At 70.3% G+C, this 24,215-nt stretch carries 23 protein-coding genes and 2 pseudogenes; 11 read left to right on the top strand and 14 right to left on the bottom strand.

All coding sequences use genetic code 11. The features are described 5' to 3' along the window. Positions 1-21 precede the first annotated feature (21 nt). Positions 22-1,179: a hypothetical protein gene (locus EMA17_RS33760; RefSeq protein ID WP_126640979.1), complete on the top strand. Its 1,158-nt coding sequence runs from the start codon at positions 22-24 to the stop codon at positions 1,177-1,179. 69 nt (positions 1,180-1,248) lie between these two features. On the opposite strand, the gene EMA17_RS33765 is transcribed toward EMA17_RS33760, so the two are convergent. Then, entirely contained in the window at positions 1,249-1,788 is a 540-nt protein-coding gene (locus EMA17_RS33765) for a hypothetical protein (protein WP_126640980.1), read from the bottom strand. A 249-nt stretch (positions 1,789-2,037) separates the two neighbouring features. On the opposite strand from EMA17_RS33765, the gene EMA17_RS33770 reads away from it, so the two are divergent. From EMA17_RS33770 to EMA17_RS56340, 3 genes and pseudogenes are all read left to right on the top strand, one after another. Then, positions 2,038-2,493, top strand: coding sequence for a hypothetical protein (locus EMA17_RS33770; protein WP_126640981.1), 456 nt, complete (start codon positions 2,038-2,040; stop codon positions 2,491-2,493). Between the two features lie 361 nt (positions 2,494-2,854). Continuing rightward, positions 2,855-2,944, top strand: a pseudogene (locus EMA17_RS55830) (hypothetical protein); the annotation flags it as partial. A gap of 218 nt (positions 2,945-3,162) precedes the next feature. Continuing rightward, positions 3,163-3,480 carry a hypothetical protein gene (locus EMA17_RS56340; RefSeq protein WP_443093126.1) on the top strand — a complete coding sequence of 106 codons (318 nt, stop codon included), beginning with the start codon at positions 3,163-3,165 and terminating at the stop codon, positions 3,478-3,480. A 541-nt stretch (positions 3,481-4,021) separates the two neighbouring features. Here EMA17_RS56340 and EMA17_RS52090 read toward each other — a convergent pair. Together EMA17_RS52090 and EMA17_RS54560 are read right to left on the bottom strand one after the other, a co-directional pair. Beyond that, on the bottom strand, positions 4,022-4,297 hold the full coding sequence (locus EMA17_RS52090) for a peptidoglycan-binding domain-containing protein (RefSeq protein WP_160161659.1): 276 nt from the start codon (positions 4,295-4,297) through the stop codon (positions 4,022-4,024). A 372-nt stretch (positions 4,298-4,669) separates the two neighbouring features. Continuing rightward, positions 4,670-4,807 (bottom strand): annotated as a pseudogene (locus EMA17_RS54560) (hemin transporter); the annotation flags it as partial. A gap of 43 nt (positions 4,808-4,850) precedes the next feature. On the opposite strand from EMA17_RS54560, the gene EMA17_RS33795 reads away from it, so the two are divergent. Both EMA17_RS33795 and EMA17_RS56345 read left to right on the top strand, forming a co-directional pair. Continuing rightward, the gene (locus EMA17_RS33795) at positions 4,851-5,867 is read left to right on the top strand and encodes an IS701 family transposase (RefSeq protein WP_443093123.1); all 1,017 of its coding nucleotides are present in this window, start codon (positions 4,851-4,853) and stop codon (positions 5,865-5,867) included. After that, positions 5,807-6,088, top strand: a complete 282-nt coding sequence (locus EMA17_RS56345; protein ID WP_443093124.1) for a transposase — start codon at positions 5,807-5,809, stop codon at positions 6,086-6,088. The genes EMA17_RS33795 and EMA17_RS56345 overlap by 61 nt, the downstream gene beginning before the upstream one ends. A 724-nt stretch (positions 6,089-6,812) precedes the next feature. On the opposite strand, the gene EMA17_RS33805 is transcribed toward EMA17_RS56345, so the two are convergent. Next, positions 6,813-7,265, bottom strand: a complete 453-nt coding sequence (locus EMA17_RS33805) for an ATP-binding protein (RefSeq protein ID WP_126640984.1) — start codon at positions 7,263-7,265, stop codon at positions 6,813-6,815. A 353-nt stretch (positions 7,266-7,618) separates the two neighbouring features. Continuing rightward, the gene (locus tag EMA17_RS33810) at positions 7,619-8,002 is read right to left on the bottom strand and encodes a nuclear transport factor 2 family protein (RefSeq protein WP_160161660.1); all 384 of its coding nucleotides are present in this window, start codon (positions 8,000-8,002) and stop codon (positions 7,619-7,621) included. Positions 8,003-8,187: 185 nt separating this feature from the next. On the opposite strand from EMA17_RS33810, the gene EMA17_RS33815 reads away from it, so the two are divergent. Continuing rightward, complete coding sequence (locus EMA17_RS33815; RefSeq protein WP_246127090.1) at positions 8,188-9,483, top strand: purine-cytosine permease family protein; 1,296 nt, start codon at positions 8,188-8,190, stop codon at positions 9,481-9,483. Then, positions 9,476-11,023, top strand: coding sequence for an N-acyl-D-amino-acid deacylase family protein (locus EMA17_RS33820; protein ID WP_126640987.1), 1,548 nt, complete (start codon positions 9,476-9,478; stop codon positions 11,021-11,023). The genes EMA17_RS33815 and EMA17_RS33820 overlap by 8 nt, the downstream gene beginning before the upstream one ends. A gap of 7 nt (positions 11,024-11,030) precedes the next feature. Here the strand turns inward: EMA17_RS33820 and EMA17_RS33825 are convergent, their stop codons facing one another. From EMA17_RS33825 to EMA17_RS33835, 4 genes are read right to left on the bottom strand one after another with little or no spacing between them, the layout of a single operon-like run. Continuing rightward, complete coding sequence (locus tag EMA17_RS33825; protein ID WP_126640988.1) at positions 11,031-12,617, bottom strand: helix-turn-helix domain-containing protein; 1,587 nt, start codon at positions 12,615-12,617, stop codon at positions 11,031-11,033. An 18-nt stretch (positions 12,618-12,635) separates the two neighbouring features. Continuing rightward, complete coding sequence (locus EMA17_RS33830; protein WP_126640989.1) at positions 12,636-14,216, bottom strand: hydantoinase/oxoprolinase N-terminal domain-containing protein; 1,581 nt, start codon at positions 14,214-14,216, stop codon at positions 12,636-12,638. Beyond that, the gene (locus tag EMA17_RS55535; protein ID WP_281290561.1) at positions 14,213-14,554 is read right to left on the bottom strand and encodes an S-methyl thiohydantoin desulfurase domain-containing protein; all 342 of its coding nucleotides are present in this window, start codon (positions 14,552-14,554) and stop codon (positions 14,213-14,215) included. The genes EMA17_RS33830 and EMA17_RS55535 overlap by 4 nt, the downstream gene beginning before the upstream one ends. Continuing rightward, positions 14,443-15,285 (bottom strand): S-methyl thiohydantoin desulfurase family protein, encoded by an 843-nt coding sequence (locus tag EMA17_RS33835; RefSeq protein ID WP_218043153.1) that lies wholly within the window; start codon positions 15,283-15,285, stop codon positions 14,443-14,445. Before EMA17_RS33835 ends, EMA17_RS55535 begins: the two co-directional genes overlap by 112 nt. Positions 15,286-15,783: 498 nt before the next feature. Between EMA17_RS33835 and EMA17_RS52095 the strand changes: the two genes are divergently transcribed. Continuing rightward, a complete protein-coding gene (locus EMA17_RS52095) occupies positions 15,784-15,930 on the top strand; it encodes a hypothetical protein (protein WP_160161661.1) in 147 nt (48 codons plus the stop codon). A 694-nt stretch (positions 15,931-16,624) separates the two neighbouring features. Here the strand turns inward: EMA17_RS52095 and EMA17_RS33845 are convergent. Both EMA17_RS33845 and EMA17_RS33850 read right to left on the bottom strand, forming a co-directional pair. Beyond that, the gene (locus EMA17_RS33845) at positions 16,625-17,149 is read right to left on the bottom strand and encodes a hypothetical protein (protein WP_174861474.1); all 525 of its coding nucleotides are present in this window, start codon (positions 17,147-17,149) and stop codon (positions 16,625-16,627) included. A gap of 585 nt (positions 17,150-17,734) precedes the next feature. Continuing rightward, complete coding sequence (locus tag EMA17_RS33850; protein ID WP_126640992.1) at positions 17,735-18,934, bottom strand: permease-like cell division protein FtsX; 1,200 nt, start codon at positions 18,932-18,934, stop codon at positions 17,735-17,737. A 412-nt stretch (positions 18,935-19,346) separates the two neighbouring features. Here EMA17_RS33850 and EMA17_RS33855 point away from each other — a divergent pair, with 412 nt between their 5' ends. Next, the gene (locus tag EMA17_RS33855) at positions 19,347-19,727 is read left to right on the top strand and encodes a hypothetical protein (protein WP_174861475.1); all 381 of its coding nucleotides are present in this window, start codon (positions 19,347-19,349) and stop codon (positions 19,725-19,727) included. A gap of 115 nt (positions 19,728-19,842) precedes the next feature. Here EMA17_RS33855 and EMA17_RS33860 read toward each other — a convergent pair whose 3' ends face one another. Continuing rightward, entirely contained in the window at positions 19,843-20,679 is an 837-nt protein-coding gene (locus EMA17_RS33860) for a hypothetical protein (protein ID WP_126640993.1), read from the bottom strand. Positions 20,680-21,747: 1,068 nt separating this feature from the next. Continuing rightward, positions 21,748-22,287 (bottom strand): DUF6193 family natural product biosynthesis protein, encoded by a 540-nt coding sequence (locus tag EMA17_RS52100; RefSeq protein WP_160161662.1) that lies wholly within the window; start codon positions 22,285-22,287, stop codon positions 21,748-21,750. 285 nt (positions 22,288-22,572) lie between these two features. Here EMA17_RS52100 and EMA17_RS33870 point away from each other — a divergent pair, with 285 nt between their 5' ends. Continuing rightward, a complete protein-coding gene (locus tag EMA17_RS33870) occupies positions 22,573-23,472 on the top strand; it encodes an SDR family oxidoreductase (RefSeq protein WP_246127070.1) in 900 nt (299 codons plus the stop codon). Here EMA17_RS33870 and EMA17_RS33875 read toward each other — a convergent pair. Beyond that, the gene (locus EMA17_RS33875) at positions 23,444-24,202 is read right to left on the bottom strand and encodes an ABC transporter ATP-binding protein (protein ID WP_246127071.1); all 759 of its coding nucleotides are present in this window, start codon (positions 24,200-24,202) and stop codon (positions 23,444-23,446) included. The genes EMA17_RS33870 and EMA17_RS33875 overlap by 29 nt on opposite strands. Between the last annotated feature and the right edge of the window lie 13 nt (positions 24,203-24,215).

Consider the following 24,215-nt stretch of genomic DNA (forward strand, 5'->3'; position numbering starts at 1 on the left):
TCGTCGTTCATAGTCGAATACATGGAGTCAAAGTCGACACCCTCGGAGCCACCCCCGCCGCCGCCCGCCGACACCTCCCGTCGAAACGGGCGTTCGGAGGCTCGGAACCTTCGACGGCACGAACGCGGACAGTGGGAGTTGCGCGAAGGACTGCGCTCTCGCGTCATCGAACTCGAGGCACTCCTCAAGAGCAAGACCGCGCCGGGCCCGCTCGCCGCGTGCGATCAGGTTCTGGCCGACCAGGCCCTCGAGTCGCTCGAGGAGGCGAAGGAGGCCCTGGGGCACGAACACGGCCGACCGGCCGCGCACATCGCGGTCGCCCAGACGCAACTGGACGTCGCCTACATCTTCCTGCTTCGGCTGCTGACGCTGGAGGACATCACCGCACACCTGCCCGGCATCGTGGCCTTCATCAAGGAGCACCTGCCGCTCGGCGACGAACGCCGCGCCCACGTGGACGAAATCGCGCTGTCCGTCCGCACCGGTGACACGCTGACCGAAAACCAGCGCGAAGTCCTGGTCGACGCCTCGACGGTGGCACACCAAGTGCACCTGAAGGAGAAGCTCAGGGTCCGCAGCTTCGCGCACATCGTCCTCGGCGTCACCGCGGCGCTCGCGATCATCGCCGCCCTGATCGCGATGGCCGGCGCCGCCTCGCCCGGGACGGTGCCGTTGTGCTTCAACCCCACGGGCATCGGCATCGTCTGTGCCATGGCCACCGCCCCCGCCCCCGCCGGTGCCGCGGCGAACGGCGAGCGGGTCGACGAGCGAAGCCTGGACCAGATGTACGCCGACGTCGCCTCCCAGTGGGACTACCCGGTGGTCGAACTGGTCGGCCTGGTCGCCGCCGCCGTGGCCGCGGCCGCGTCGCTGCGCCGGATCCACGGCACCTCGACGCCGTACAACGTGCCCGTGGCGCTGGCCCTGCTCAAGCTCCCCACCGGCGCGCTCACCGCGCTCCTGGGGCTGTTGCTCATGCGCGGCGACTTCATTCCCGGCCTGAGCGCGCTCGACTCGTCCGCGCAGATCATCGCCTGGGCGGTCATCTTCGGCTACGCGCAGCAGTTGTTCACCCGCTTCGTGGACAACCAGGCCCAGCTGGTCCTCAACTCCGTCGGCGGCCCGACGACGCGCAACCCCGGCAAGACGATGCGCGGTTCACCGGGCCAACCGAGCTGAGCCCGCCGCGGGCAGCGCGGCGGCGCCGTCGCGCACGCGCCACGTCGAGGCCCCGCCGAGGACCTCGCGTCACCGCCCGTCGTGGGCCAACGCGGGCAGCGCGGCGGTGGGATCGCCCGGCAGCACCAGGCTCTGGCGGTCGAGCGCCGACACACGCAGCCGGGTCAACGTCTCGCGGACCGACGTGTCGCCGCCCGCCGAGGATTCCCGCAGTCGGGCCCAGCGGGTGTGCAACTCGCCCACGTAGGGCCGGTATTCGGCCAAGGCCGAGCCCAGCGGTTCGCCCGTGTACAGATGCGTGGACAGCGCGGAGACCAGCCGCCCGCCGAGCCCCTGCCCGGTGTCGTCGACCTGCGGGGTCCAGCTGAAGGTGGGTTCGACGTGTCCGGGCACGGCCCGCACCGGACTCTCCCGACCGAGCAATTCCAGGGGCGCGGGCACCACCATCGTGCCCAGGCCGTCGACGGCCTCGACCGTGCCGAAGGCGGAGCTGCCGACCGGCAGCAGCCCGGCGTGGAAGCTCTCCCCGGCGGCGCCGGCCGAGCGGCACGCCTGGGCGTACCGGATGCAGCCACTCGGCATGGCGTCGCACAGCTTGCCCAGCGGCACGGTGGCGTGCGTGCCGTCGACCGGAAGGCGAGCGCGGCGCGCATCTCGGCGGGGTTGCCCAGCGGTCCGGTGCGGCCGTGGCCGGAGGCCGCGAGCAGTCCGGGGCGGATCTCGGCCAGAGCGCTCGGCAGCGCCGCGCCGGTGGCCTCGGGCGCCGCGACATCGCGGAACTGCGCGAGCGGGGCGGCGTGAGCCGATCGGCCGGCGGCGCGGCGCGACCTCTCCATCCGCGCGACCTTGTTGAACTGGTTGGCTTCCACGGCCTACGACGCCTCCGACGAGATTGTCGACCGCGTCGAGCAGTACCTCCCCGGCTTCCGCGCCCACGACACCACGCCGGCAGCCTTCCGGAACCTGCGCCCGATACGCTTTCGAGCCGTCGTGCCCTACCTGCACGACAGTCACGAGGACGTGCGCGAAGCCGCCGGCCTCGCCGCGCTCGTCCTCGCCGAACACCCCACGCTTGCCCGACACCACGATCACTTCGCCGTGCACGCGCGCCACATCCTGGACGCCGGCAGCAACGGCCCCAACCGGCGCACTGGCCGGAAGGCCCTCGAAACATGGGGCCACGACGTCGCCGACATCGAACCGCTCCAGGAGGAGCCCTCGAACTGCGGGCCACACAGCGACGGCCGCGGCGATCTCGAACCTCCCTTCTCACTGACCAGGGGTTCTCAGGCAACACTTCCGGTACTTGGCTGAGCGCCATGTCGACCTCCACCAAGGAAAGCACTGCACTGGCCGAGCTATTCAGAGGGTTCGAACGTGCGACTGCGCCGACGTGGTGGTACCGGCCCTCGGGCGGGTGGTCGAATCCGGCCCGGGCGTACGGGTGCCGGCGGCGTCGGATCGGCCTGCCGGCCGGACCGTCGTCGCACGACGGGCGACTTTGCCGGCCCCCGCTCCCGGGTGGTGGCCGAATTTCGTTCGGATGTCGGCGACATGGTGGCCCGACACCGTGCGCGCGGTCGGTCGGTCGACGTGCTGCACGGCGTGAGCCTGGCGGTGGCGGGGGGGCGAATGCCTGGCGCTGGTGGGGCGTTCCGGTAGCGGCAAGATCACCGTGGGGCGGTGCGTGGCCGGGCCGCACAGTGATCACGACGGCCGGATCCTGCTCGACGGCGTGCCGCTGCGGCGCTCGCTGCGCGCCCGCGATCGTGCCGAACCGGCGGGCGTACAGTACGTGTTCCAGGACGCGCGGGCCGCATTCGACGAGTATCGCCGGGTGATCGAGCAGGTGGTCCGGACCGCGGTCCGGCTGCGCGGCGTCGAGCCGGGCGCGGCCGTGTGCTGGCGCTGTGCACGCCGGCCGAACTCGGCCTCCCGGCCGAGACGTCCGGACGCCGTCCCGGCGCATTGTCCGGAGGCGAGATGCAGCGCGCCGCGCCGGCCCGGGCACTGCTTGCCCGACCTCGGGTGCTGGTGTGCGACGAGATCACCTCCGGCCTGGACGCGTCCGACCCGACAGGGGATCCTGGACGTCCTTGCGGGATGGTGCGAACGCCTCCAGCCGAGCCTGGCGTTCATCACCCACGATTTGGCGGCGGCGGGTCGGCTCGCCGATCGGATCGCCGTCCCGGACGGCGGGCGGGTGGTCGAACAGGGCCCGGCGCGGCGCATCCTGACCGAGGCTGGGCCCCCGTTCACCAGGATGCTGGTGGGTGCCTCGGGCGCGGAGGACGGGGGTGAGGGGCCGAGGGGCCGAGGGGCCCTGGAGGTTGCCCCCATGGAGGGCGAACGACACAACGGCACCGACGCGCGTGCGCGCTCCTCCGCGCGATGGCGGGATGTCTGGGTTACCGTGACCATTATGTCCACGAAAACAATGCATTTCACCCATTACACGGTCCAGTCCGGTGACACGCTCACAGTCATCGCGAACATGTTCGGGACGACCATCGATCAACTGGCCAAGTGGAACAACATTTCCAACCCGGATCTGATCAATATCGGTCAGAAACTCATCGTCAACAAGTCCGACGCACCGCACGACACCTTCTACACGGTGAAATCCGGTGACACGCTCACGGCGATCGCCCACAGGTTCGGCACGACGATCGATCAACTCGTCACGTGGAATGGAATTCCCGACCCGGACGTGATCCAGGTCGCGCAGCGGCTGATCGTCGCCAAGTCGGTACCGGTGCAGGCCTGAGGACAGCACGGGTGAACGGCGGTTGGCATACCAACCGCCGTTCACCCGCAGCCGTTCGACGTGTATGCCAGGGGTTCAGCAGACGAAGTCCGCCGAGTTGGCCCAGAACGTAAGGAACGACCAGGTCTGCGGGCCGCAGATACCGTCGATGGTGATTTTCGCGCAGGTTTGAAATCTGCGCGTGGCGGCGTCGGTCACCGGACCGAAGATTCCGTCCTCCAGGAGTTTGGTCCCGGTCAACGAGTTGTTGAGGTAACACTGCTCCTGTTTGACCGCGTCCCCCGTGGCGCCACGCTTGATCGTGGGCCTGGCGTCGGTGAAATTGCAGGGCTGAGTGATGTCGCCGGGCATCTTCGGCTCCTTCGCGTGGCGCGGTTTGTCAGTCGCTCGGCGCGACAAAGGGCGTCGCGCGTTCGGTTCGGTCGCGATCGCTCGCGCCCATCCCAGCGGAACACAGGGCGGCACGAACCGCATGTCAACGGTACGCCACGAGGAGTGACCAACAAGGGGGCGATCCGGCGATTCGGCGAGCGTCTCGGGCGCCACACCATGTGCCGACGCATGCTTGCGCATTCCGTACATTGCGCCACTCGTGGTATGAACCCAAGCCCAGGCCGCGTGGTTCTACCTTCCGGCCGAGACGAGGCCGACCCGCCGATCCGCTGTGAACTCCAGGAGCACGGTTCCCAGCGGCAGCCGGTGGGAACCATTTGCGAAGCTCGCCTACTGTTGTCCGAGCCACAGGTCGGGGCCGAAAACCTCGTATTGGATCGCCGCAGCGGGCAAACCGCGGCGCAGCAGATCACCGCGAACGGCGCGCATAAGGGGCACCGGACCGCACAGGTAGGCGGTCAGGCCATCCGAACGCCCACTTCGCAGAGCACACCACGGCATCCATGCGAGGGTGGATCTCGGGGATGTGGAGCGTCTGCGGGAGGAACTCGCGGCGTTCGTGGGTGAGATGTTCGGGTCGCTGTCGAGGGTGGATCAGCGGCGTCAGGGCGATTGTTATGTGCGTGGGTTGATGGTGGACGGTCGGCGGAAGTCGATCGTGCCGATGGCGGAGCGGCTTCCGGACGGGAACGCGCAGGCGTTGCAGCAGTTCGTGGTGGACTCGCCGTGGGATCACCAACGGGTGTTGCGGCGGGTCGCGGAGCGGATGTGCGCGGCGATCGACCCGCGGGTGTGGGTGGTGGACGACACCTCGTTCCCCAAGTGCGGGAGGGCGTCGGTCGGGGTCGCCCGGCAGTACTGCGGTGCGTTGGGCCAACGGGCGAACTGCCAGGTGGGGGTGAGTGTGCACGCGGCGACGGACGCGATGTCGTGTCCGTTGCAGTGGCGGTTGTTCCTGCCCGAGGAGTGGGCGCAGGACCCGGCGCGACGGGCGCGGGCCGGGGTTCCCGACGACGTCGGGCACGTCGAGAAGTGGCGCCTGGCCCTGGACGCGATCGACACCCTCGCCGGGTGGGGACTGGCCCCGCCGGTGGTCGTCGCGGACGCCGGATACGGGCAGATCGGCGAGTTCCGGCACGAACTCGGCGCGCGGGGACTCGACTTCGTGGTCGCGGTGCGCGGCGACGAGATCGCCCACGCCGGTGACGCCGTCCCGTCGACGATCGCGTACTCGGGCCTGGGACCGCGTCCGCTGCCCCGATACCGGCAACGGGCCCGTTCCCTGGTGAAGCACGCGGTCGCCGCAGGCCGGGGGCGTTCGTCGAGGTCGTGTGGCGGCAGGGCTCGCGCGGCGCGATGCGCTCGCGATTCGCCACGACCGCGGTGCGACCGGCGGGAAAGGTCCCGGCGCGGCTCGCCCGGGCCGCCGCGGGGGATGCCGACGTCGCCTGGGACGGGGTGCTGCCGGTGTTCACCCTGCTCACCGAGTGGCCGGCCGAGGCCGAGGAGCCGACCGACCACTGGTTGACGAACCTGCCCCCGGACACGCGCGTCGCGGAAGTGGTGCGGCTCGCGAAGATGCGATGGCGCGTCGAGCACGACTACCGCGAGCTGAAACACGGTCTCGGGTTGGATCACTACGAGGGCCGGACCTGGCGCGGATGGCACCACCACGTCACCCTGGTCACCGCCGCCCACGCGTTCCTCACGCTCCACCGGACCGACCCAAAAGCCCTCACACCGGCCTGACACTCTACCGGGTCCTCGACACCCTCCAGGACCTCCTCGGCTGTTGGCCCGGAACCTGCCCCACCTGCCACCGAACCCTGCCCCACCAACGCCGACCACGAAGACCAAAACCAACACCGACCTGACAAAGCACTACTAGACGGTCCAGCAGCTCGCCGGACAGCGGCCCCGTCCTCGTCGGTGAGGCCGATCGTGCAGTCCCGGCTGACGTACGACACCTCCTCTCCGGTCACCGGATGCGCGAGCACCGCGGACTGGACCACCGCGGGCGTCTCCCGGTCGACCTCCTCGACCGGGTCGTGGATCGGGCGGTACACATCACTCGGCCGGATCTTGAAGTACCGGTTGGCGCTGTGCCGCGCCCGGATCCCCCGCAGCTCTTCGCGTAGGCCCGGGTCGAGGGACCGGTAAGGCGGCGGCCATGTCGATGAACAGCGCCCCGCGCGTCCGCGCCGGAACCACCCGCGGGTACACGAGCGTCAGCGCGAACGGCTCGGCCGTGAACTGGTAGTCCGCGTGCCAGAACTGCCCGGTCTTGGGGCACCCCAACCTGCCCGCCGTCGCTCGGCACGTTCGACCCGAGGCCCCTCGGACCTGTCGCTCGGGGCCGAGTGGAACGTCTGGCGCAAGGTCTCCGCTTCTGCCCCGGATCACCTTCTGTGGAATCTTCGCCCGCCGGATGGCGGGGAAACACCGAAGCACGGGACGGCGCGGCCCGACGAGGTCAGGGGGAGCCCTGCGACACTCCGATCTCGCACCAGACCCTCTTCCCCTGCGGGAAGAGATCCTGGCCCCACCTGTCCGCGAGTGCCTCCACCAGGGCCAGACCTCGTCCGTGTTCCTCGTGCCCGGCCGCTTGACGACGCCGAACACGTTCGCAGGAAGCGTCCGTCACCTCGACTCGCAGAACAGAAGAGCCGGTGGCGTTCTTCTCGCCGCAGGAGAGCGAGAAGCCGACCGGGCCTTTGCCGTGGGCCACTGCGTTGGTCACCAGTTCGCTCACCACGAGCAGCATCGTCTCCACGGAATCACCGGGGACCAACCACCGGACCAGCGCACTCTCCACGATGCGGCGTGCGGCGCCCGGCGATTCGGTCGTTGCGGGCAACCCGAGGGAGATCCTGCCCGGATTCGCGGTTGCAGTCGTCGTGACGAGGGTCTGCATGATCGTGCCCATCAGCGATCGAGGCGTGCGGTTCAACCCGAAACCGATCTCCGCGGTGCGGACCCGACATCCGATTGATCCTGCTTGGTATTTACGACGCTATAGGCCAAATCGTGTCCAATCACGGTGCACCTTCACCATCGAAGGCGCCCAATATGCACACAATGCACAATGCATTGATCAGTGGAGCACTCTGATAGCAATCGAACATTTGGGAATCACGCATCGACGATGCCCTGCCGCTCATCGACGTGAACGGCAGGGCCATGAGGTCCACGGCCGCGCGCGTGCCCCGTGACCCGCGCGGTCCGGGCCCTCGTGCACGTGCACGGGTCGCGATGTCGGGACACGGGTGCACGCTCCTGTCAGACCTCGTGCGGAACACCTTCCGAGATATGGCAGTGCGCGACCTTCCAGCCGTCGCCGGCCCGGAGGAGGACCATGGTCAGTCGAACGTCCAGAAAGCCGTCCTCGAGCATGTCCACCCGTCCCGTGCCGCAGAGCCAGGCGACACCGTCGTGCGCCCAGCCGTCCAGGTCCAGGTCGACGACCTCGCGCGGGGGGAAGTCGGCGAGGTGTCCGAGGAGAGCGGCCAGGCTGAGGCTCGAGTCCGGGCCGGAGGCGATCGTGTGCACGGCCGCGTCGTCGGCGCTGTACGACGCCTTCTCGATGAAGTCGACGTCGCGGGCGTGGGCCCTGACGATCCACTGCCCGGCGAATGCGACGAGATCTGCTGATGCCTTGTCCATGAGCCCCGATGGTAGGAGTGACGCCGCCTGCCGCGAGTGGGCGGTCACGCCAACACCGTCGCCCTGGTTGTGCGATCCGTCCATCTCCCAGGTCATCGTCCGCCCCTTAGCTTCCTCCTTCAAAGACGCCGACGAGGAAAGCGAACATGACACTCAACGGAAATGACGATTACGCCTTGAGCAGGGTGCCGACATCGGCCCGGCGGTCGTGGTTCGGTCTGGCGGTGCAGCGGTTCGGGCAGCTCTCGGCACTCGTCCAGTTCCTGGTCGGGGCCGCCCTGGGCTTCGGGATGAACTTCTGGGACGCGTTCCTGGCCCTGACGCTCGGCTCGGTGATCCTCGAGTTGGTAGCGATCGCCATCGGGGTGATCGGTGTCCGTGAGGGGCTGTCCACGACGGTGCTCGCGCGGTGGACCGGCTTCGGCCAGGGCGGCAGCGCCCTCCTGGGGCTGCTCATCGGGCTGAGCGTCACGGTCGCCTTCGGTATCCAGTCCGCAGTGTCCGCCGAAGGGCTGGTCGCGCTCTTCGGTGGTCTGCCCTCCTGGGCCTGGTCGCTGGTCTTCGGACTGTCGGTGACCGCGATCGTGGTGATGGGCATCCGCTCCATGGCGTGGACGGCCTATCTGACGGTCCCGGTCTTCCTCGCGCTGGTCGCCTGGTCGGTCGGGCGTGCCCTGACGTCGCACTCCATCGGCGACCTCATCCCCGGCTCGCCGCCCGGGCCGCCCATGACCCTGGTGCAGGGCACCACGATGGTGGCGGGGAGCTTCATCGTCGGTGCGGTCATCACCGCGGACATGACCCGGTTCAACCGCTCGGTGAAGGACGTGGTCAAGCAGACCCTGGTCGGTGTGACGCTGGGGGAATACGTGATCGGATTGGCCGGCGTACTGCTGGCGCACGCCTCGAGGTCGAGCGATGTGATCGCGATCGTCGTCTCCAACGTCGGGTGGGTGGGAGCGCTGATCATCGTGGGTGCCACCCTGAAGATCAACGACTGGAATCTGTACAGCGCGAGCCTGGGCACCGTCGGTTTCCTCGAGGCGATCACCGGCAGACGGATGCACCGCGGTGTGGTGACCGTGGTCCTGGGTGTGACCGGCAGCGCGCTGGCCGCCGCCGGGGTGCTGACACAGTTCGCCACGGTGCTCGGCGTGCTGGGCTACGTGTTCCCACCCGTCGCCGGCGTGATGCTGGCCGAGTACTTCGTGGTCCGGCGCTGGCGGCCGGAACTGGATGCGAGCCGAGCGTCGGGCACCCTGCCGGACACAGCCCCGCAGTGGGTGCCCGCGACACTCGTGGTGTGGGCGGCGTCGGCGACCGTCGGCGGAACGGTGTCCTTCGGGTTCCCCAGCATCAACGCGCTCGTGTGCGCGTTCGTGCTGTACACCGTCGCGGGCAAGGCCGGGCTCGTACACGCATTCGGTGCGACGCGCAGGAACCCCGCGGTCACGGCGGACGGGGCAGTCCTCGATGCATGATCTGGTACTCGGCGGCGGCACGGTCTACGACGGCCGGGGCGCACGCGGGGTGTCCGCGGATGTGGCCGTCGTAGACGGCCGCATCCGTGCGGTGGGCCGGGGACTCGGTGCCGCCCGTCGGGTGATCGACGTCGGCGGGCTCGCGGTCGCCCCGGGTTTCGTCGACGCGCACACACACTCCGATCTCATGCCGCTGACCGGGCCGGCGCAGCCGTTCAAACTGCTTCAGGGAGTGACGACCGAAGTCGTGGGGAACTGCGGGATCTCTTTCGCCCCCGTCGACACCGAGGCCGCCGAGACCCTCCAGAGCATCTACGGGGACCTGGCCTGCGGAACGGAGCTGCGGGCGCGGAGCTTCGGCGAATACCTGGACGAGGTGCAGGCCGCCGGTCCGATGACCAACATCGCGGCACTCGTCGGGCACGGCACCCTCAGGGTCGTCGCCAACGGTATGCGGGAAAGACTGCGCGAGGGTGCGTTGGGCCGGATGCGGGCGCTCCTCGGCGAAGCCCTGGCCGCAGGTGCCTTCGGGCTCTCATCGGGTCTGATCTATCCCCCCGGCAGCTACGCCGACACCGCCGAGCTGGTCGCGCTGGCCGAAGTCCTCCGCCCGTGGGGCCGCGTGTACGCGACCCATCTGCGGGACGAGGGGGATCGGCTGCTGCCGGCGCTGGACGAGGCGATCGAGGTCGCGGAAGGTGCCGGCGTGCGGCTGCAGGTCTCCCACTGCAAGGTGACCGGGCGCCGCAACCACGGCTCGGCCCCGGCGCTGCTCGATCGCCTGAGGGCGGCCCGGGAGCGGGGCGTCGACGTCCGGGGGGACGCGTACCCCTATACGTCCGGGGCGACGGTACTGGTCGCGTTGCTGCCGCCGGCGGCTGCCGCCGGCGGCAGCAACGCGTTGGCCGGGCGTCTGGCCGATGCCGGCGAGCGGGAGGCGCTGAGGGCGTCGGCCTCGGCCGGCCGGGGGCTCTGGAGCGCGGTGACTCCGGCCGATGTCCTGGTGTCCCGGCACGCGGACGGCGCGGTCGTCGGTCGCACGCTCGCCGATCTTTCGCGTGGGCAGGACCCGTGGCTGGTCCTGTGCCGGATCATCGCGTCGGATCCGGCGGCGACGGCCGTCCTCACCGCGATGGATCTCGGTGACGTCTGCACGATCCTGGCCGATCCGCTCATCGGGATCGGCTCGGACAGCATCCCCTCGGCCGGTCCGGGACATCCGCGAAGCTACGGCTGTTTCCCCGAGTTCCTCGGCCGCTACGTCCGCGAACTGGGCGTGGTCGACCTGCCGGTGGCCGTACGGAAGCTGACCTTCGACAACGCCGCCCGCTTCGGTCTGGCCGACCGCGGCCGGCTCGAGGCCGGGGTGGTCGCCGACGTCTGTGTCTTCGACCCGGAGGTGATCGCGCACCCGGGCGGGTACGCCGATCCGCGCCGAGCGCCGGTGGGAGTCGAACACGTTCTCCTCGCCGGGCAGCCGGTCGTCGTGGGCGGCGAGTTCTCGGGGGATCGGGTCGGACAGGTGCTCCGGGCGAGGTGACGCGGGGTCAGGGTTCCTTGATCTCCAGCTGCCCGGCGCGGGTGGCCAGATGCGCGGCCAAGCGGTCGTTGGGGTCCGAGAGGTCGATACCGAGTGCCGTGCGGATGCGGCTGAGCCGGTGCAGCACCGTGTTGCGGTGGATCCCCAGTACTGCCGCGGTCGTGGCCAGCGACGACTCGTGGTCCAGGTAGCAGGCCAGCGTGCGGCCGAGCTGGCCCGTGGGGTCCACCGCGCGCAACGGCGCCAGGACCTCCACGGCCAGCTCCTGGGTCGGCGCATAGGCGTACCACGCGTCGAGCAGACGGCGCAGGCCGCCCGGGTCGGTGAGTTCCACTGCGCCGTCCACCTCCCTCGCCCGCGCGATCATGCACGCACGGCGCGATTCCTCCAGCGAGGCACCGATCCCGGCTGTTCCGGAGTGGGCCAGGCCGATGCCCGCGCACAGGCTCCCGAGTTGTCCCTGTGAAGCGACATCGAGGATTGCCGTGCGCACGGACCGGGCCAGTTCCCCGACCGCGGCGGCGTCGGGCGGGGCGTCGTCCGTCACCCAGAACATCCAGCCGTCGGGGCGGTCGACCAGCGTCACGGTACGGCCGGCCCGTGTGAGGGCCGCTTCGAGCAGGCCGATGGCACCGACCGGACGCACACCGGAACCGCGGGTGGAGACCGCCAGGTGCACGACGGTGTGCCAGCCGGACAGCCGCCATCCCAGGACCGCGGCCCGCTCGACCGTGTCGCGCGCCGGTACGGGCGCCGTTTCGAGGATCTCCGTCAGCAGCAGGGTCCGCTCACGGCCTTCCTGCGCCCGGGCCAGTGAGCGCCCGGCGACGTGGGCGGTGAAAGCGAGGGCGGCGATCGCCAGGCAGTCCCGGGCCGATTCGGGCGCGGTGGCCATGTCGGGACCGACGAGCGTCGCGAACCACAGTCCGGCCCGGCTGCTCGGGGGCAGGACGACGGGGTGCAGCAGCACCTCGTTGTCGTCCCGGGCGCCGAGGTTCCGGGGAGCGGGGTGGTCGGCGTCCAGTCGCATGCGGGTCGCCCCGATGAGGCCCGGCCAGTCCACGGTCGCGTCGCCCTCTACGGGTCGGCCCTCGCCGTCCAGCAGGGCGACCGGCAGGTGCAGGATGCCGCCGAGGGTCCGGACGATGTCCGCCGCGTCGGAGTGGGGGCCGATCGCCCGCACGACGGAGCCGACGAGGTGGGCACCGGCGACCTCGGGCGCCCGGACCTCGCTCTCGAGCACGGTGACGGCCGTGGTCGGGTCGAGCGAGTCGACGACGATGAGCGGGACGGCGTGTTTGTCGGCCAGCCGGAGCGTCGACAGCGCGACCGCGGCGGACGGACGCCGCGTGAGGATGCCGGCGATCCGCGCGCCGACCCCGAACCGGATCGCGAGGTCGGCGTCCAACTCCTCGAGTCGGAGGCCGTCCCCCGCGAAGACGACCAGGCTTGCGGGCGCGACGTCGGCGAGGTCCCGGGGCAGGGTGCCGGCCACCACGGTGCGGACAGCGTTCGACAGCCCGGACGCGCCGGCCAGGACCGTATGTCCGTGCAGGACCTCGGAGGTGAGCAGGCGCCGCAGCCTGATCGTCATCGGCGATACCTTTCCCGCTCAGCCGTGACCGGCGTCGCGGCTCGGCGGCAGAAGGGGGCCGACTGCCTTGGCCTGGACCCGGACGCTGGTTCCCGGCATGTAGCTCATCGGGACTTCGGTCAGTGCCGTGATCCGGACCCGGACCGGGTCGGCCCCGGCACGGACCGCCTGTTCCACGGCCAGTTCACGGGCCTGCTCCAGGCAGTACGCCCGGCCGCCCTCGTCGTAGGAGAACGTGCGGTCGACCGATCCGGACGCCTCGGCGATCGCCGCGCCGATGGCGTTCGCGACGTCGGCGTGCTCGTGTCGGTGCACCATGTCGATCCCCTCGATGCGGTCGGGGACGAGGTGGGCGCCGCCGCCGACGGCGACGAGGGGCTGTGGGCCGCGCGAGGCCTTGATCCGGTCAGCGAGGGCGGCGAAGCGACCGTCGATCGACTCGAGCGCGCGACGTACGAGACCGCGGTCGAGCCTGGAGAGGTACTCTCGTTCGCCGATTGTACTGCGGCCCGCCGCGACACTCACGTCACTCAGGGTCAGGGTGCTCCCACCGAACACGATCGCCTCGCCGGCGAGCCGGTAGCCGACGCTGTCCGGTCCGATCCTCATACCGTTTTCGTCGGTGACGATGGTGCCGCCGCCGAGCCCGACGGCGATGAGGTCGGGCATGCGGTAGTTCGTGCGGACCCCGCCGATCTCGACGGCCAGGGCGGACTCGCGGGGGAAGCCGTTGACGAGCAGGCCGACGTCGGTGGAGGTCCCGCCGACGTCCATCACGACCGCGTCGGTGAGCCCGGTGAGGTAGGCGGCCCCGCGCATGGAGTTCGTCGGTCCGGAGCCGATGGTCAGCACCGGTCGGCGGATCGCCTCCTCCACGGTCAGAAGGGTTCCGTCGTTCTGGGTGAGGTAGACGTCGGGGGTCATCTCGTGGTGGGCCAGCGCCTGCAGCAGGCTTTCGACGACGTGCCGGCCGACACCGACGAGCGCGCTGTTGAGGATCGCCGAGTTCTCCCGCTCCAGCAGGCCGATCCCTCCGACGTCGCGGCTCTCGGTCACGGCGATGTCCCGGCCCAGCACCTCACGCAGGAGTTCCGCGGCGCGACGCTCGTGCGCCGGGTTGATGGGCGAGCTCATCGCCGTCACCGCGATGGCGTCGACCGCCCCCTCGCACTGCTTGGCGAAGTCGAGGATCGCGGCCTCGTCCAGCGGCCCGCACTCCACGCCGCTGTACTCGTGGCCGCCCCGCACGATGGCGGCAGGGCCGCGGAGCGCCGCGACCAGGTCGTTGGGCCATCCCGCGAGCGGGGGAACCGACAGCGTCGCGGGGGCACCTATCCGCAGCACGCCGACGCGCCCCAGGCCGGAGCGGCGGATGATCGCGTTGAGTGGGTGGGTGGTCCCCAGCATCACCTGCCCGATGGCGCTCCCGTCCACCGCGGACAGCACCGCCTCCAATGCCGCACGGACCCCGTCGAAGACGGCCGGTGTGGTCGGTGCCTTGTGACGGGCTCGCACCGTACCGGAGGAGTCGACTACGACCGCGTCGGTGTTGGTGCCACCGACATCGATCCCGATTCGAAGATTCGGCTTCGTGGTCACCGGGCGCCTCCGAAGGGAACGTAGTCGATGTCGTAGCCGAACGAACGCGGCCCGGCCAGGGCGATGCCGTCGGGCTCGTGCCAGCGCGAGTGGGCCGGGCAGGCCAGGACATGGAGCCGCTGCCCGTAGGCGAGGGTCTCCGTCGTCAGCGGTGTGCCGGTCTCGACATCGAGCATGGTGATCAGATCCGGCACCGTGACGAACGGGACCCCGTCCTCGGTGGCGATCAGGTTCTCGTTCTGGAAGTCGACCCGCAGTGCTCGGTCCGAGTCGTCCAGGTTCTCGAGGGTGACCGTGCCGCGTGCCCAGCCGCCCGACGTCCGGCGGTCGAGGTCCACGATCTTGCCGGTGAACACGAGGCGGCCGTCGGTGAAATCCAGGAGATCCGGTACGCGTCGGGTTCGCCGTCCTGGATCGCCCGGATCCGGCGGCCGATTTCGACGCAGTACGTCAGCGACCCGTGGATGGCGAATTCGTCGGCTTGGCGTGCCGTCACCGGATAGAGCGCGCCGACGGCGATCATCCCCATCTCGGTCGTCGCCGCTCGTGCCAGCCGCTCGGCCATCACGTTGTCCGTGGCCTGAACGACCACGGTGTTGCCAGCCGGGTCGACCAGCACGATCGGCGAGGCCGGGATTCCGGCGAGGTTGAACTGGGTGAGTTCCCCCCGGGGAAACGCCCGCCGCATCGTGTCGGCGTCGACGATGGGCAGGCCCAGTTCGGCTGCCGCGGCGACCGGCAACAGGGTGCTTCCGCCGCCGACCTCCACCGGCATCACCCCGACGCCCTTCCGCCCCAGCTGCCGTTCCAGTGCCCGCAGCGCGATCAGTGCCTCACTCCCGTTGAAGAACTTCTCGGCGAACGCCGTGGGCGCCCCGAAGACGGCCAGAGGGAGCAGCAGGCCCTCCGGATCGAGTTCCCCGGGCCGGACGACGGGTACCGGCCCATGGCGGCGCAGTGCCTCCTCGACCATCAACCGCGGCACGAACGGCTCGCCACCACCACCGGTCGCCAGCACGCCGGCCCCCAGCGTCAGATCAAGGACGTCCTCAAGAGTGATCTCGTCCATGTCACCTCCTAGTCACGGACAGAAAACCAGCTCGCCCCTGTTGCTTCACTGGGCCGTTCGCCCAACAGTCAACGGTATGTTGTGATACCTGCCCATGCCTGGCGCGACGCCCGGTGAAGGTGCGCTGCCCCAGCGGTTTGGGCAAGGTGTCGCAGGAGTCCTGGGAGGTTGGCAGCGCACCCGACTGCGTCGGGTGCAGCTTGCCGAGGAGTTCCGCGCAGCGACTCCCGCATCGGGCACGCAGTTTGAGTCGTTCGCAACCGCGCACCCGGTCAGGCAGTTCGCCGGGCACGGAGGAACAGCTGACCTACCTTGCCGGCCGCATCGACCCCGACCGGCGCACAGACGAATGGAATCCGGATCCATTGTTTTCACCGGTGACCTGGACAACCTGCGCACCGTTTCCCGCATCCGCCGGACCTGCGCGTCTGCTCGGGCCCGGCGGACAGGAGCGATATCGACCGCAACCCGGGGATGTCGTGGTCGTACCGGTTCGCTGTGTCCGAACCCCTGGCCACCATTCCCGGCGGCGGCCGGCCGGCGGCCGAAGTGATCCTCGCGGAGACCGGCGGGACATGGCCCGGTATCCACGCCACCATGACCGACCTCGGCCCGGCGGTGTGCGAGCCGCCCGCAGCGCTCTGATCGAAGTGGCCAAAGCGGTGGCACGACAAGGGACCTTCGGCCTCCGCGCTCGCTCAGACCGCGAAGGACCCGGGGGACAGCCGACTCACCGATCCCTTGCTCTCTTCCGGGACGCTCGCGAGCGAACTCGACGCCTCGTACGCGCACTGCAGCGGTCCTTCGGCGCAGGGGAGAATCGGTGACCGCCCACATCCGCTACAGGCGGCCGGCGCGGCCCGCCTCACCGCACAGGTCGGCTGAGCGTCTCGGAACTCGCCGCCCACCGGCAGTGACCGATATGTGCCGCGCAGATCGCGATCGGCTCGCCGCCGGAGGAGCGGCGCTGCCGCAACGGGTACCAAAACTGCACTCGTTCACCCGCCGAACGTCGCCCGGCACCGCATCCGCAATGACCTGCACGTCCTATCGGGTGAACGCACGATCCGGCTCCGGCAAGGTACGCCCGGCGGCCACCGGACGTCGGGAGAGCCGTCGCCCTCGTTCCGGATCGACATGCGCCGATCAGCCACCCCAGCGTACGAAGCCGGTCGACAACGACGAGCCCGGGACACGGAGACAGGTTCGCCGCCGCACGAGCGCGCGAACCGCCTGTGCCCGAGGGGACCCGGACCCCCGAAGACAGCCCAGGGGAAACACCACACGCAGGCCCTCCTCTGCCTCGCCCGGCGAAGAGCCGACGTCCTCTTCGCCATGCTCAGAGACGGCACCTTCCACGAGCCCCGGCCGGCGGCGGGTACCTGAGCGGCGGCTGGATCAGGAGGACGACCCGGTCGGCCTCGACCTCGAATCCGAGCACCGCATGGCCGTGATCGCCCTCCGGGTCCATGAGCACGGGCTTGCCCACACTCCGCCCGATCTCCCGCAGGAATTCGCAGAACGCATCGAGTCGCTCCTGGCCCTGCAACTCCCGCAGGTCGACGTCGAAGTCGATTTCGTCGTGGTCGCGGAAACGGAAGATCGCCAACACACCGGCCGTCGGCCGGACCCGCAGGTTCGGACACTCGGCGCCCCGCGGGCGGGACAGCACGGCCTTCGCGCGGGGCACCGGAAGCACCGTCTCGCCTTCGGAGTACCGGCACTTCCAGCCTCTCGCCTCGACAAGATCAAGGACCGTCTGCCAGTCCTCCACCGAGGCGTCGGGGACACGCACATCGGGAAGCGACCCCATCAGGTCGGGGTCGAAGAAGCACTTCACGTCATCCCACAGCAGATCGGGCACATCCCCATGTTCCCCGGCTCCCACCCCGAACGCAGCCCGACTTCCCTTGACGAAACCCATAGGGGCACCCCCCGGGGGTCGCGGACCCGCGGCCTGGCCGGACCGCCCCGACGGCACGGCGAATCCGCGCGGCTTGACGGACGGGTTCGTCGCAGCCCGAGCGCGCGACGCCACCACCGAGCTGTGCGAACGCTGCGGGCCTTCGCGTTTGTCATCCCGCGCGGGTAACGCACCTGCGGATATGGGGAGTTGCGGGCGGAGCGGGCATCCACGCGGGGACGACTCCGGACAGCGACACGGCACCGATGAGCGAGCTCGTGCCCGCTCCGGGCGTCACCCGCTCTTCCGAGGCTCATCCGCGTGGTTGACCCTTTCGCGCGATCCCGCGGTTCGGACGACATCAGCCCGCCACTGTCGGTAGGGACATCTACGCTCCGCGTGATGGCATCGAGCCCGTACCTCCCCGCGCGGCGATCCGAACCATCCAAGCCGGCTGCCTCCACAGCGAGTTCGGCCGGACCCGACAGCGAACACACGCCCCCGTCCGTACAGAAGGGGAGTCGAGTGCGAGATGTGTGGGTCCGTTCAGTCGCGGCCGGCGTGTAGGAGGTGTTCCGCTGCGCGGCGGGTGAGTCGGTCCGAGGTGGTGGGGTCGAGGCCGGCGTCGGCGGGGAGCGTGACGGTGGCGAGGTTGGGCCCGATGCGGACGAGGATCGAGTCGACGGTCCTGGCGGTGCCGCTCTGGTCGGTGACGATGCGCATGCCGAGTGTTTCGTCCCCGACGGTGGGGGAGGCGACGGCACGAAAACGTGCGGTGGCACCCGCCCACGGCACCGGCAGATCCGCACAGCCGGTCAACATGGCGCGGGTCTTGGCCAACTGAAGCGCGGCGCCGTTGCCTTCGTATGCCTGGACGGTGGCGACCAGTCGGGTACCGGCCGCGTTCTCGAACGTTCGCTGTGCGCCGAGGAGGACGACGATCGGCCCGGTCGGGGCGCCCGCCAGGGCGCGGTCGCACCCGGCGTCACCGCTGACGCCCGAGTACGGCGCGGCGGCCGGCTTGGGCCCGGTGTCGGCCAGGGCGCCCGCGGTCCAGCCGGTGCCGACGTCGTCCACGGTCAACACGGCGCGCCCGGCCTGCTCCGGGGTCAGCGCGGCCGTGGCGGTGACCGGGGCAGTGGCGGGCGGGCCGGAGGCGGTGTGCTTCATGGTCGAGGCAACTCCCGGGCGTCCCTCGAACGCGGAGGCCACCGCCGTGATGGTGCCGGGGTCCTTGAGCTTGACGCGGAAGGACTCCGGGAGTTGCTCTGCCGTCACGGCGTCGAGAAGGAGGGGGTTGGCGGCGTTCTGCGCGCGAAACAACTCCCAGGCCTGTCTCCGGTCCTCGAAGTACACGTGCTTGACCTGCGGCATGGCCTTGAGGGCGGCGAGGATCTCCTCGCGTTGGGCGTTGGTGACGGCGCCGTTCGAGCAGCCGCCCGTCTTCGGGTCGGAGGCCTGGCACAGGAACACCGCCAGGTCCACCTTCCCGGCCCAGAAGTCGACGCCCGGCGGCAGGTTGTCCGTGCTCCAGGCGGGAGCCTCCTCGTTCGCGTCGTCGGAGCCGGGCCCGGCGGACCCCGGTGCCCCCGCAGCCGCCGAAGGGGCCGCCTTCGGTTGCTGCGGATGTGCCTTGTCGCCGTCGCCGTCGCCGTCGGAGCAGGCGCCGGCCGTCGTGATCGCCAGGATCACGGCCGCGCACCGGACGGCGATCCCGCCCGTGCGGGACGTGTCTCGCTTGCCCATCTCATCCCCCCGATGTGAACGTGTCTGGTACCGAGCGTAGTTGCCGGGTCTCTCACGGGATCCGACCCGCCCTCGTGGGTGTCCGACGGGCCGAGCGTCCGCCGCGACCGCCCGTCGTTCCGGCTGACCCTGCGTCGTGTTCGGAGGCACGGGCGACCAGGCCGGATCATGGCCGGGATCGATCGGTCCGGCCTATTCCTTTCGGAAGGTCCGAGGTCTACCGTTTACGGCCCGGGAGAGGTTCGTGTGCCGAGGCACGCTGGTTGTCACATCGGCACGGTTGTTGTCACCGGGGTCGTCGGCGCGTGGATCTCTGCTCGGAGGGACACGTTTTTGGGCAGGTCGGGGAGTGGTCGGAGCGATCCGGCCGGTGACAACACGTGTGCCTTGTCGGTCGTTGGTGACAACCAGCGTGCTTCGGCACAGCGGCCTGGGGCTGCACGTTCCCGACTGCCTCGCCCAACGCGTCCCGGACGGACACGGCAGCGGAACCCTGTGGCTGCACGCCCCCGAAACCGGCCCGGGGCACTCGATCGCCGCCGCCGGATTCGCCCCCGGACACACCCCGAACATCCTGCGGAACGGACCGCGAGGCCTGTGGGAAGAGGTGGAGGCTGCGTGGCGCTGGTGGGACGGGCAAGGACGCCCCACCGTGCACGACTTCGGCCTCGCCGCCACCGTCACCACGACCGCCGACGCGGCCGTCGTCGAGCAACTCGCCTGGTACCGCGCCCGCGACCACCCGCTCACCCCGGCGGTACACGACCGACACCCCGCCCGGACGGCACGCTGAACACCCGCACGCGGGGCGCAGCGATCGGAAGCCGTTTCCGTCGCCGGTCGGGGTCGGCCGGCCTCGGAGGGCGCGGGTGTGTGCCGGCCGGTTCCCGGTCGTCTCGGCCCGGGGTTCAGGCCGTGGAATGCCCGCTGCCCGGGTACTCCTCGGAGGGTATCGAGTGCCACTCGGTGTTCGCGCCCTCGCGGGTCACCATGAACAACGGGCGCGATCGCAGGACCTGCCCGACCGTCTGCCCGCACAACACGATCCCGGAGTCGTCCGGTCCCGCGAAACCCTCGAGCGAGTAGCGAAGGTACACGCCCCTCGCCTCGGCATACGCGATCGCGTCGCTCTCCAACTCCTCCCGGTCCCTGCCGACCAGGGCGAGTTGATCGTGGGCGACCCGGGGACCGTGCACGGCGTCGACGGCCACGCAGAACAGCCCCGCGTCCCGGCTCACATAGGCCGTGACCGCAGGCGGTGAGGGAGCCGGCTCGTGACGGCGGACCTCGATCCACCACGTCGGCGAGAACGCCGCGTGGCCGCGCACGCACTCGCCGACCCCCGTCCTGCCGAGCATCCCGGCCGCCGCCTCGACCACCTCCTCGACCGTCATACCGAACCGCAGCGGCCCGACACCGACATCCGGCACGTAGAACCACTCGTCCCACTCGGCAACCCCGGTCCCGGGCACCGCGGTCGCCCCCCATGCCTGCCTCCGCCTCGCGATCGGGGCGTCGTCCGGCATCGGGAACGGCGGACGCGGCGGGCGGTCGGCGAGAACCTCCTCCAAGTGTTCGCGCTCGTAGCACTCGATCGCGTACGCCAACGCCCCGTACGCGTCGACGTCCAACCGGGGCACCCACCCCATGTAGCGGGCGTGGTCCGCCGCGAAGACCGCGTCGACGGCCCGCATGTACGCGTCGAAATCGGCGAGAACGGCGCCGGGCACCGGAACATCGGTCACGGGAACGATCATCACCGGCGGCACCGACACACCGGGCGCGGCACCGCGTCGTCCACACAGGGACCGGCACCGTCGGCGGCGCACCCGGGAACGGGAACGGTGCCGCATACGGTCCGAGTCCGCCTCCGGGACGGCGCGCCCAGGGGGTTGCGCGGTTGCGGTTCGCGCGCGCCCGGTCCGCAGGATCGGTCCTGTGCGCCGCCCGCACCGCGTCGGCCTCCAGGTGCCGGTGAGGGTGCGGGGCCGGCCACCGGCAGTGACTCGCCACCACCTTCGTCACGTCGCGGCAGCCGATCGGTCGGGTACGTCGGCCGCCGAAGGGCGGGTCCGACGCCCGCGAGCAGGGTCGACACGGAGAACACGGCGCAGCGACGGGACCCGGACGACCGGACGGGCCCACTCCCGGCCCGCCGCAAGTGGTCGGGATACTCGGGCAGGAATCCCTGGCGGGTCAGGTCGACCATGCGCCCCTCCGCAGGCAGCGACCGGCATTCCGCGCTGCGGACCCGAACAACGTCGCGCACCGACCAACGGGCGAAGGGAATTCTCAAACGCGTTGCCCATCCCTCTCGAACCCCGCGGCACCGCAGGTCATCCCACGCCTCCACGAAGGACACACTCGCCCCACGCACCGAAACCCCAGGCCACGAAACACATGCCGACCTTCTCAAACCGTGCCGCGCCCCGGGTCGGGCCACCACACCCGCTCCACCCCGCTGAGACGACACAGCCACCCCATCCCACCCCGGCCACCGACGGTGCGGCAGGTCACCGGCCGGCTCACCCGCCACCCCGAGAGTCTGAGCGAGGACGAACGCGCTGATCCGAAAGAGGTCCTGGCCCGCTGTCCCGAACCGGATGCGGCCGCCGAACACGTCCGCGACTTCGGTGAGATACCCGGTCGCCGCTCCGGAGCCAGGCTTCCCACCTGGATCGAGGCCGTCGACGCCGGCCGGCTCCCTGGCCTCACCGGCTTCGCACTGCACCTCCTCCGGGACTTCGACGCCGTGACGGCCGCGCCGACCCTGGAGTGGAACTCCGGCAGTGTCGAAGGCGCCGTGAACCGCATCATTCTGTGGAATCAGAATTGTCAAGATCATCGGCAGTGCCAGCGGCTGCCGGCCCGCAGTCGGACGGAAGGTGGGCGAGGACCAGGGCGACAGCGTCACGCGGGTTGTCGGTCTCTCCGATGTCCGCCGGCCCCTGTGGCGAGCGGGTTTTCCACCAGGTGACGCGGTATTTCCCGTCCGCGGGGGTAATCACTGGGACATCGTGGGTGTAGGGGAATCCGGTGCAGCGGCTGAAGTTCAGCGACCTGTGGCTGTGGAAGGGGAACAGGGCTCGCAACTGCGGTTCAGCGTAGGCGGCCTCAATGAGGTCGTGGTCGACGTGACCGGCAGCGGTCTGTCGGTAGATCGTCCACATGGTCTCGACGGCGGTGCCGCGCTCGTGGGCCTCGGCCATTGCTCCGTAGCGGACAAACGGGCATGCGGCCTGCAGATCCTTTAGGTCAGCGCCGGACTGCCAGACCACCATGGCCGTGGCAGCCTCCTCCAAACTGGTTGTGTTGCCCTTGGCCATGGCGACGCCGCGTTCCCGGAAGCTCATGATGAAGCAGCGTTCCCGGATGCCCAGGAGAGCGTTCGTCGTTCGCTCACGGCTGTCCGAGCGGGCACCCGTTCGCTTCCACCCCGGGGCTCGTTCGGGGAGCACGTCAATCCGATATCCGGCCTTGTGACCGGCCCTTTGCAGGGCGATCTGCAGCGTTCCGCCCCGGCCGAGTTCAGGGTAGAGACTCTCCAGGGGCGGGGCAGGTTGAGACGTCACGCTTCACCCTTCATTTCCTGCCGCCGGGTGTCAACGGCTCTTCCTGGCTCCTCGCAACTGCTTGCTGTGCCGAACCTCAACGAGGGGGAGCAACTTGTCCGTCGCGGGTATTCCGAGTTGGCGCGGGGTCGGGCCGGCGGGAGTGGCGACGTCTGTGAGTCGGTCGAGGAGTTGGTCGAGTGCGGCCTGGCCGTCGTCGACCGCGGCACGTTCGTCGTCCGTCAGGGCGATGGCCGCGAGCATCTTCTGCAGGTTCTCCTTGGCCTCCGGGAGCCGGCCCTTGCTGGAGGTTTTCGGGGTGTAGAAGTCGCAGCGTGCGCAGGCCATTCGGTGCGGGCATTGCTCGAAGAAGGTGTAGCTGCAGTAGCCGTGTCCGAGGTCGTAGTGCTGCCAGGGTCGCTCGACGCGGCCATCGCGAACGCGGGCGGCGCGTTCGCGGATCACTTCCGGCCGGGGAGTGCCGGCGTCGTCGACGACGGCGATCCGGAGCTGTGGGCGCCGATGGTACTCGCCAACGTGCTCGGCCCGGCTCTGTCGGCCAAGGCGACCCTGCCCCACCTCGAGCGGTCCCGCGGCCGGCTGGTGCTCCTCGGCAGCGTGGCCGGAATCAAGAACAGCCCGGGCAACCTCTACTCCGCCACGAAGTGGGCGGTGGTCGGCCTCGCCGAGAACCTCCGCCTGCACGCCACGACCCGCGGCATCGGAGTCACGGTCGTGAATCCGGGCATGATCGACACGGAGTTCCGGCACGGCAGGGCTCCCTCCATCGCGATGAGCCCGGATTCGGTGGCCGAGGCGATCGGCTTCGCGCTCGACCAGCCGGCAGGCGTCGACCTCAACACGGTGACGATCCGTCCGATCGGTCGGCCCGTCCGACTCCGGGCGGGCGGCGTGTCGCTACGTCATCCTCGGGCGCGATCTCGCCCGGAACCGGGGACTACCTCGCTCCCGGTGAGCCGGCGCTGAGCAGAAGCCGAGTGTACGGCTCACGCGGTGCGCCGAACACGTCGGCCGCTGTGCCGACTTCGACGAGGCGACCGTGCCGCATCACCGCCACGTCGTCGCTGACGTGGCGGACGACCGCGAGGTCGTGGGAGATGAACAGCATGGTGAGTCCGAGATCGCGGCGCAGTGCCGTGAGGACGTTGAGCACCTCGGCCCGGACCGAGCAGTCGAGTGCCGAGGTGATCTCGTCGGCGATGATCAGCGCGGGTTCGACGGCGAGTGCGCGGGCGATGGCGATGCGCTGCCGCTGGCCGCCCGAGAACTCGTGCGGATAACGGTTCGCGGCGTCCGCGCCCAGGGCCACCTGGGCGAGCCGCCGTTCGACCGCGTTGCGGTGCCGGGTCGCGCCGCCCCGACGCGGGTCGATGGCCTCGGCGATCGTTTCGCCGACCGTCATGCGGGGGTTGAGCGAGGCGTACGGGTCCTGCGGGATCAGCTGTACCTGTCGCCGCCGCGTGAACAGTTCGGCACGGCCGCGCCACCGCGTGACGTCGGTGTCGTCGAGCAGGACGCGCCCACCGACGGGCCGGACGAGTCCGACCATCACCTTGGCGAGGGTGGACTTGCCGGAGCCCGATTCGCCTACCAGGCCGAGTGTGCGCCCGCGCAACAGGGCCAGGTCGACGCCGTGCAGCACCGTCTTGCGCCGCGGCCCGTGCCCGAAGACGGCGCTGACGCCGTCGACGGTCATAACAGGGGTGTCG

Origin of the sequence: Embleya hyalina (genome assembly GCF_003967355.1) — a bacterium.
GTDB lineage: Bacteria > Actinomycetota > Actinomycetes > Streptomycetales > Streptomycetaceae > Embleya > Embleya hyalina.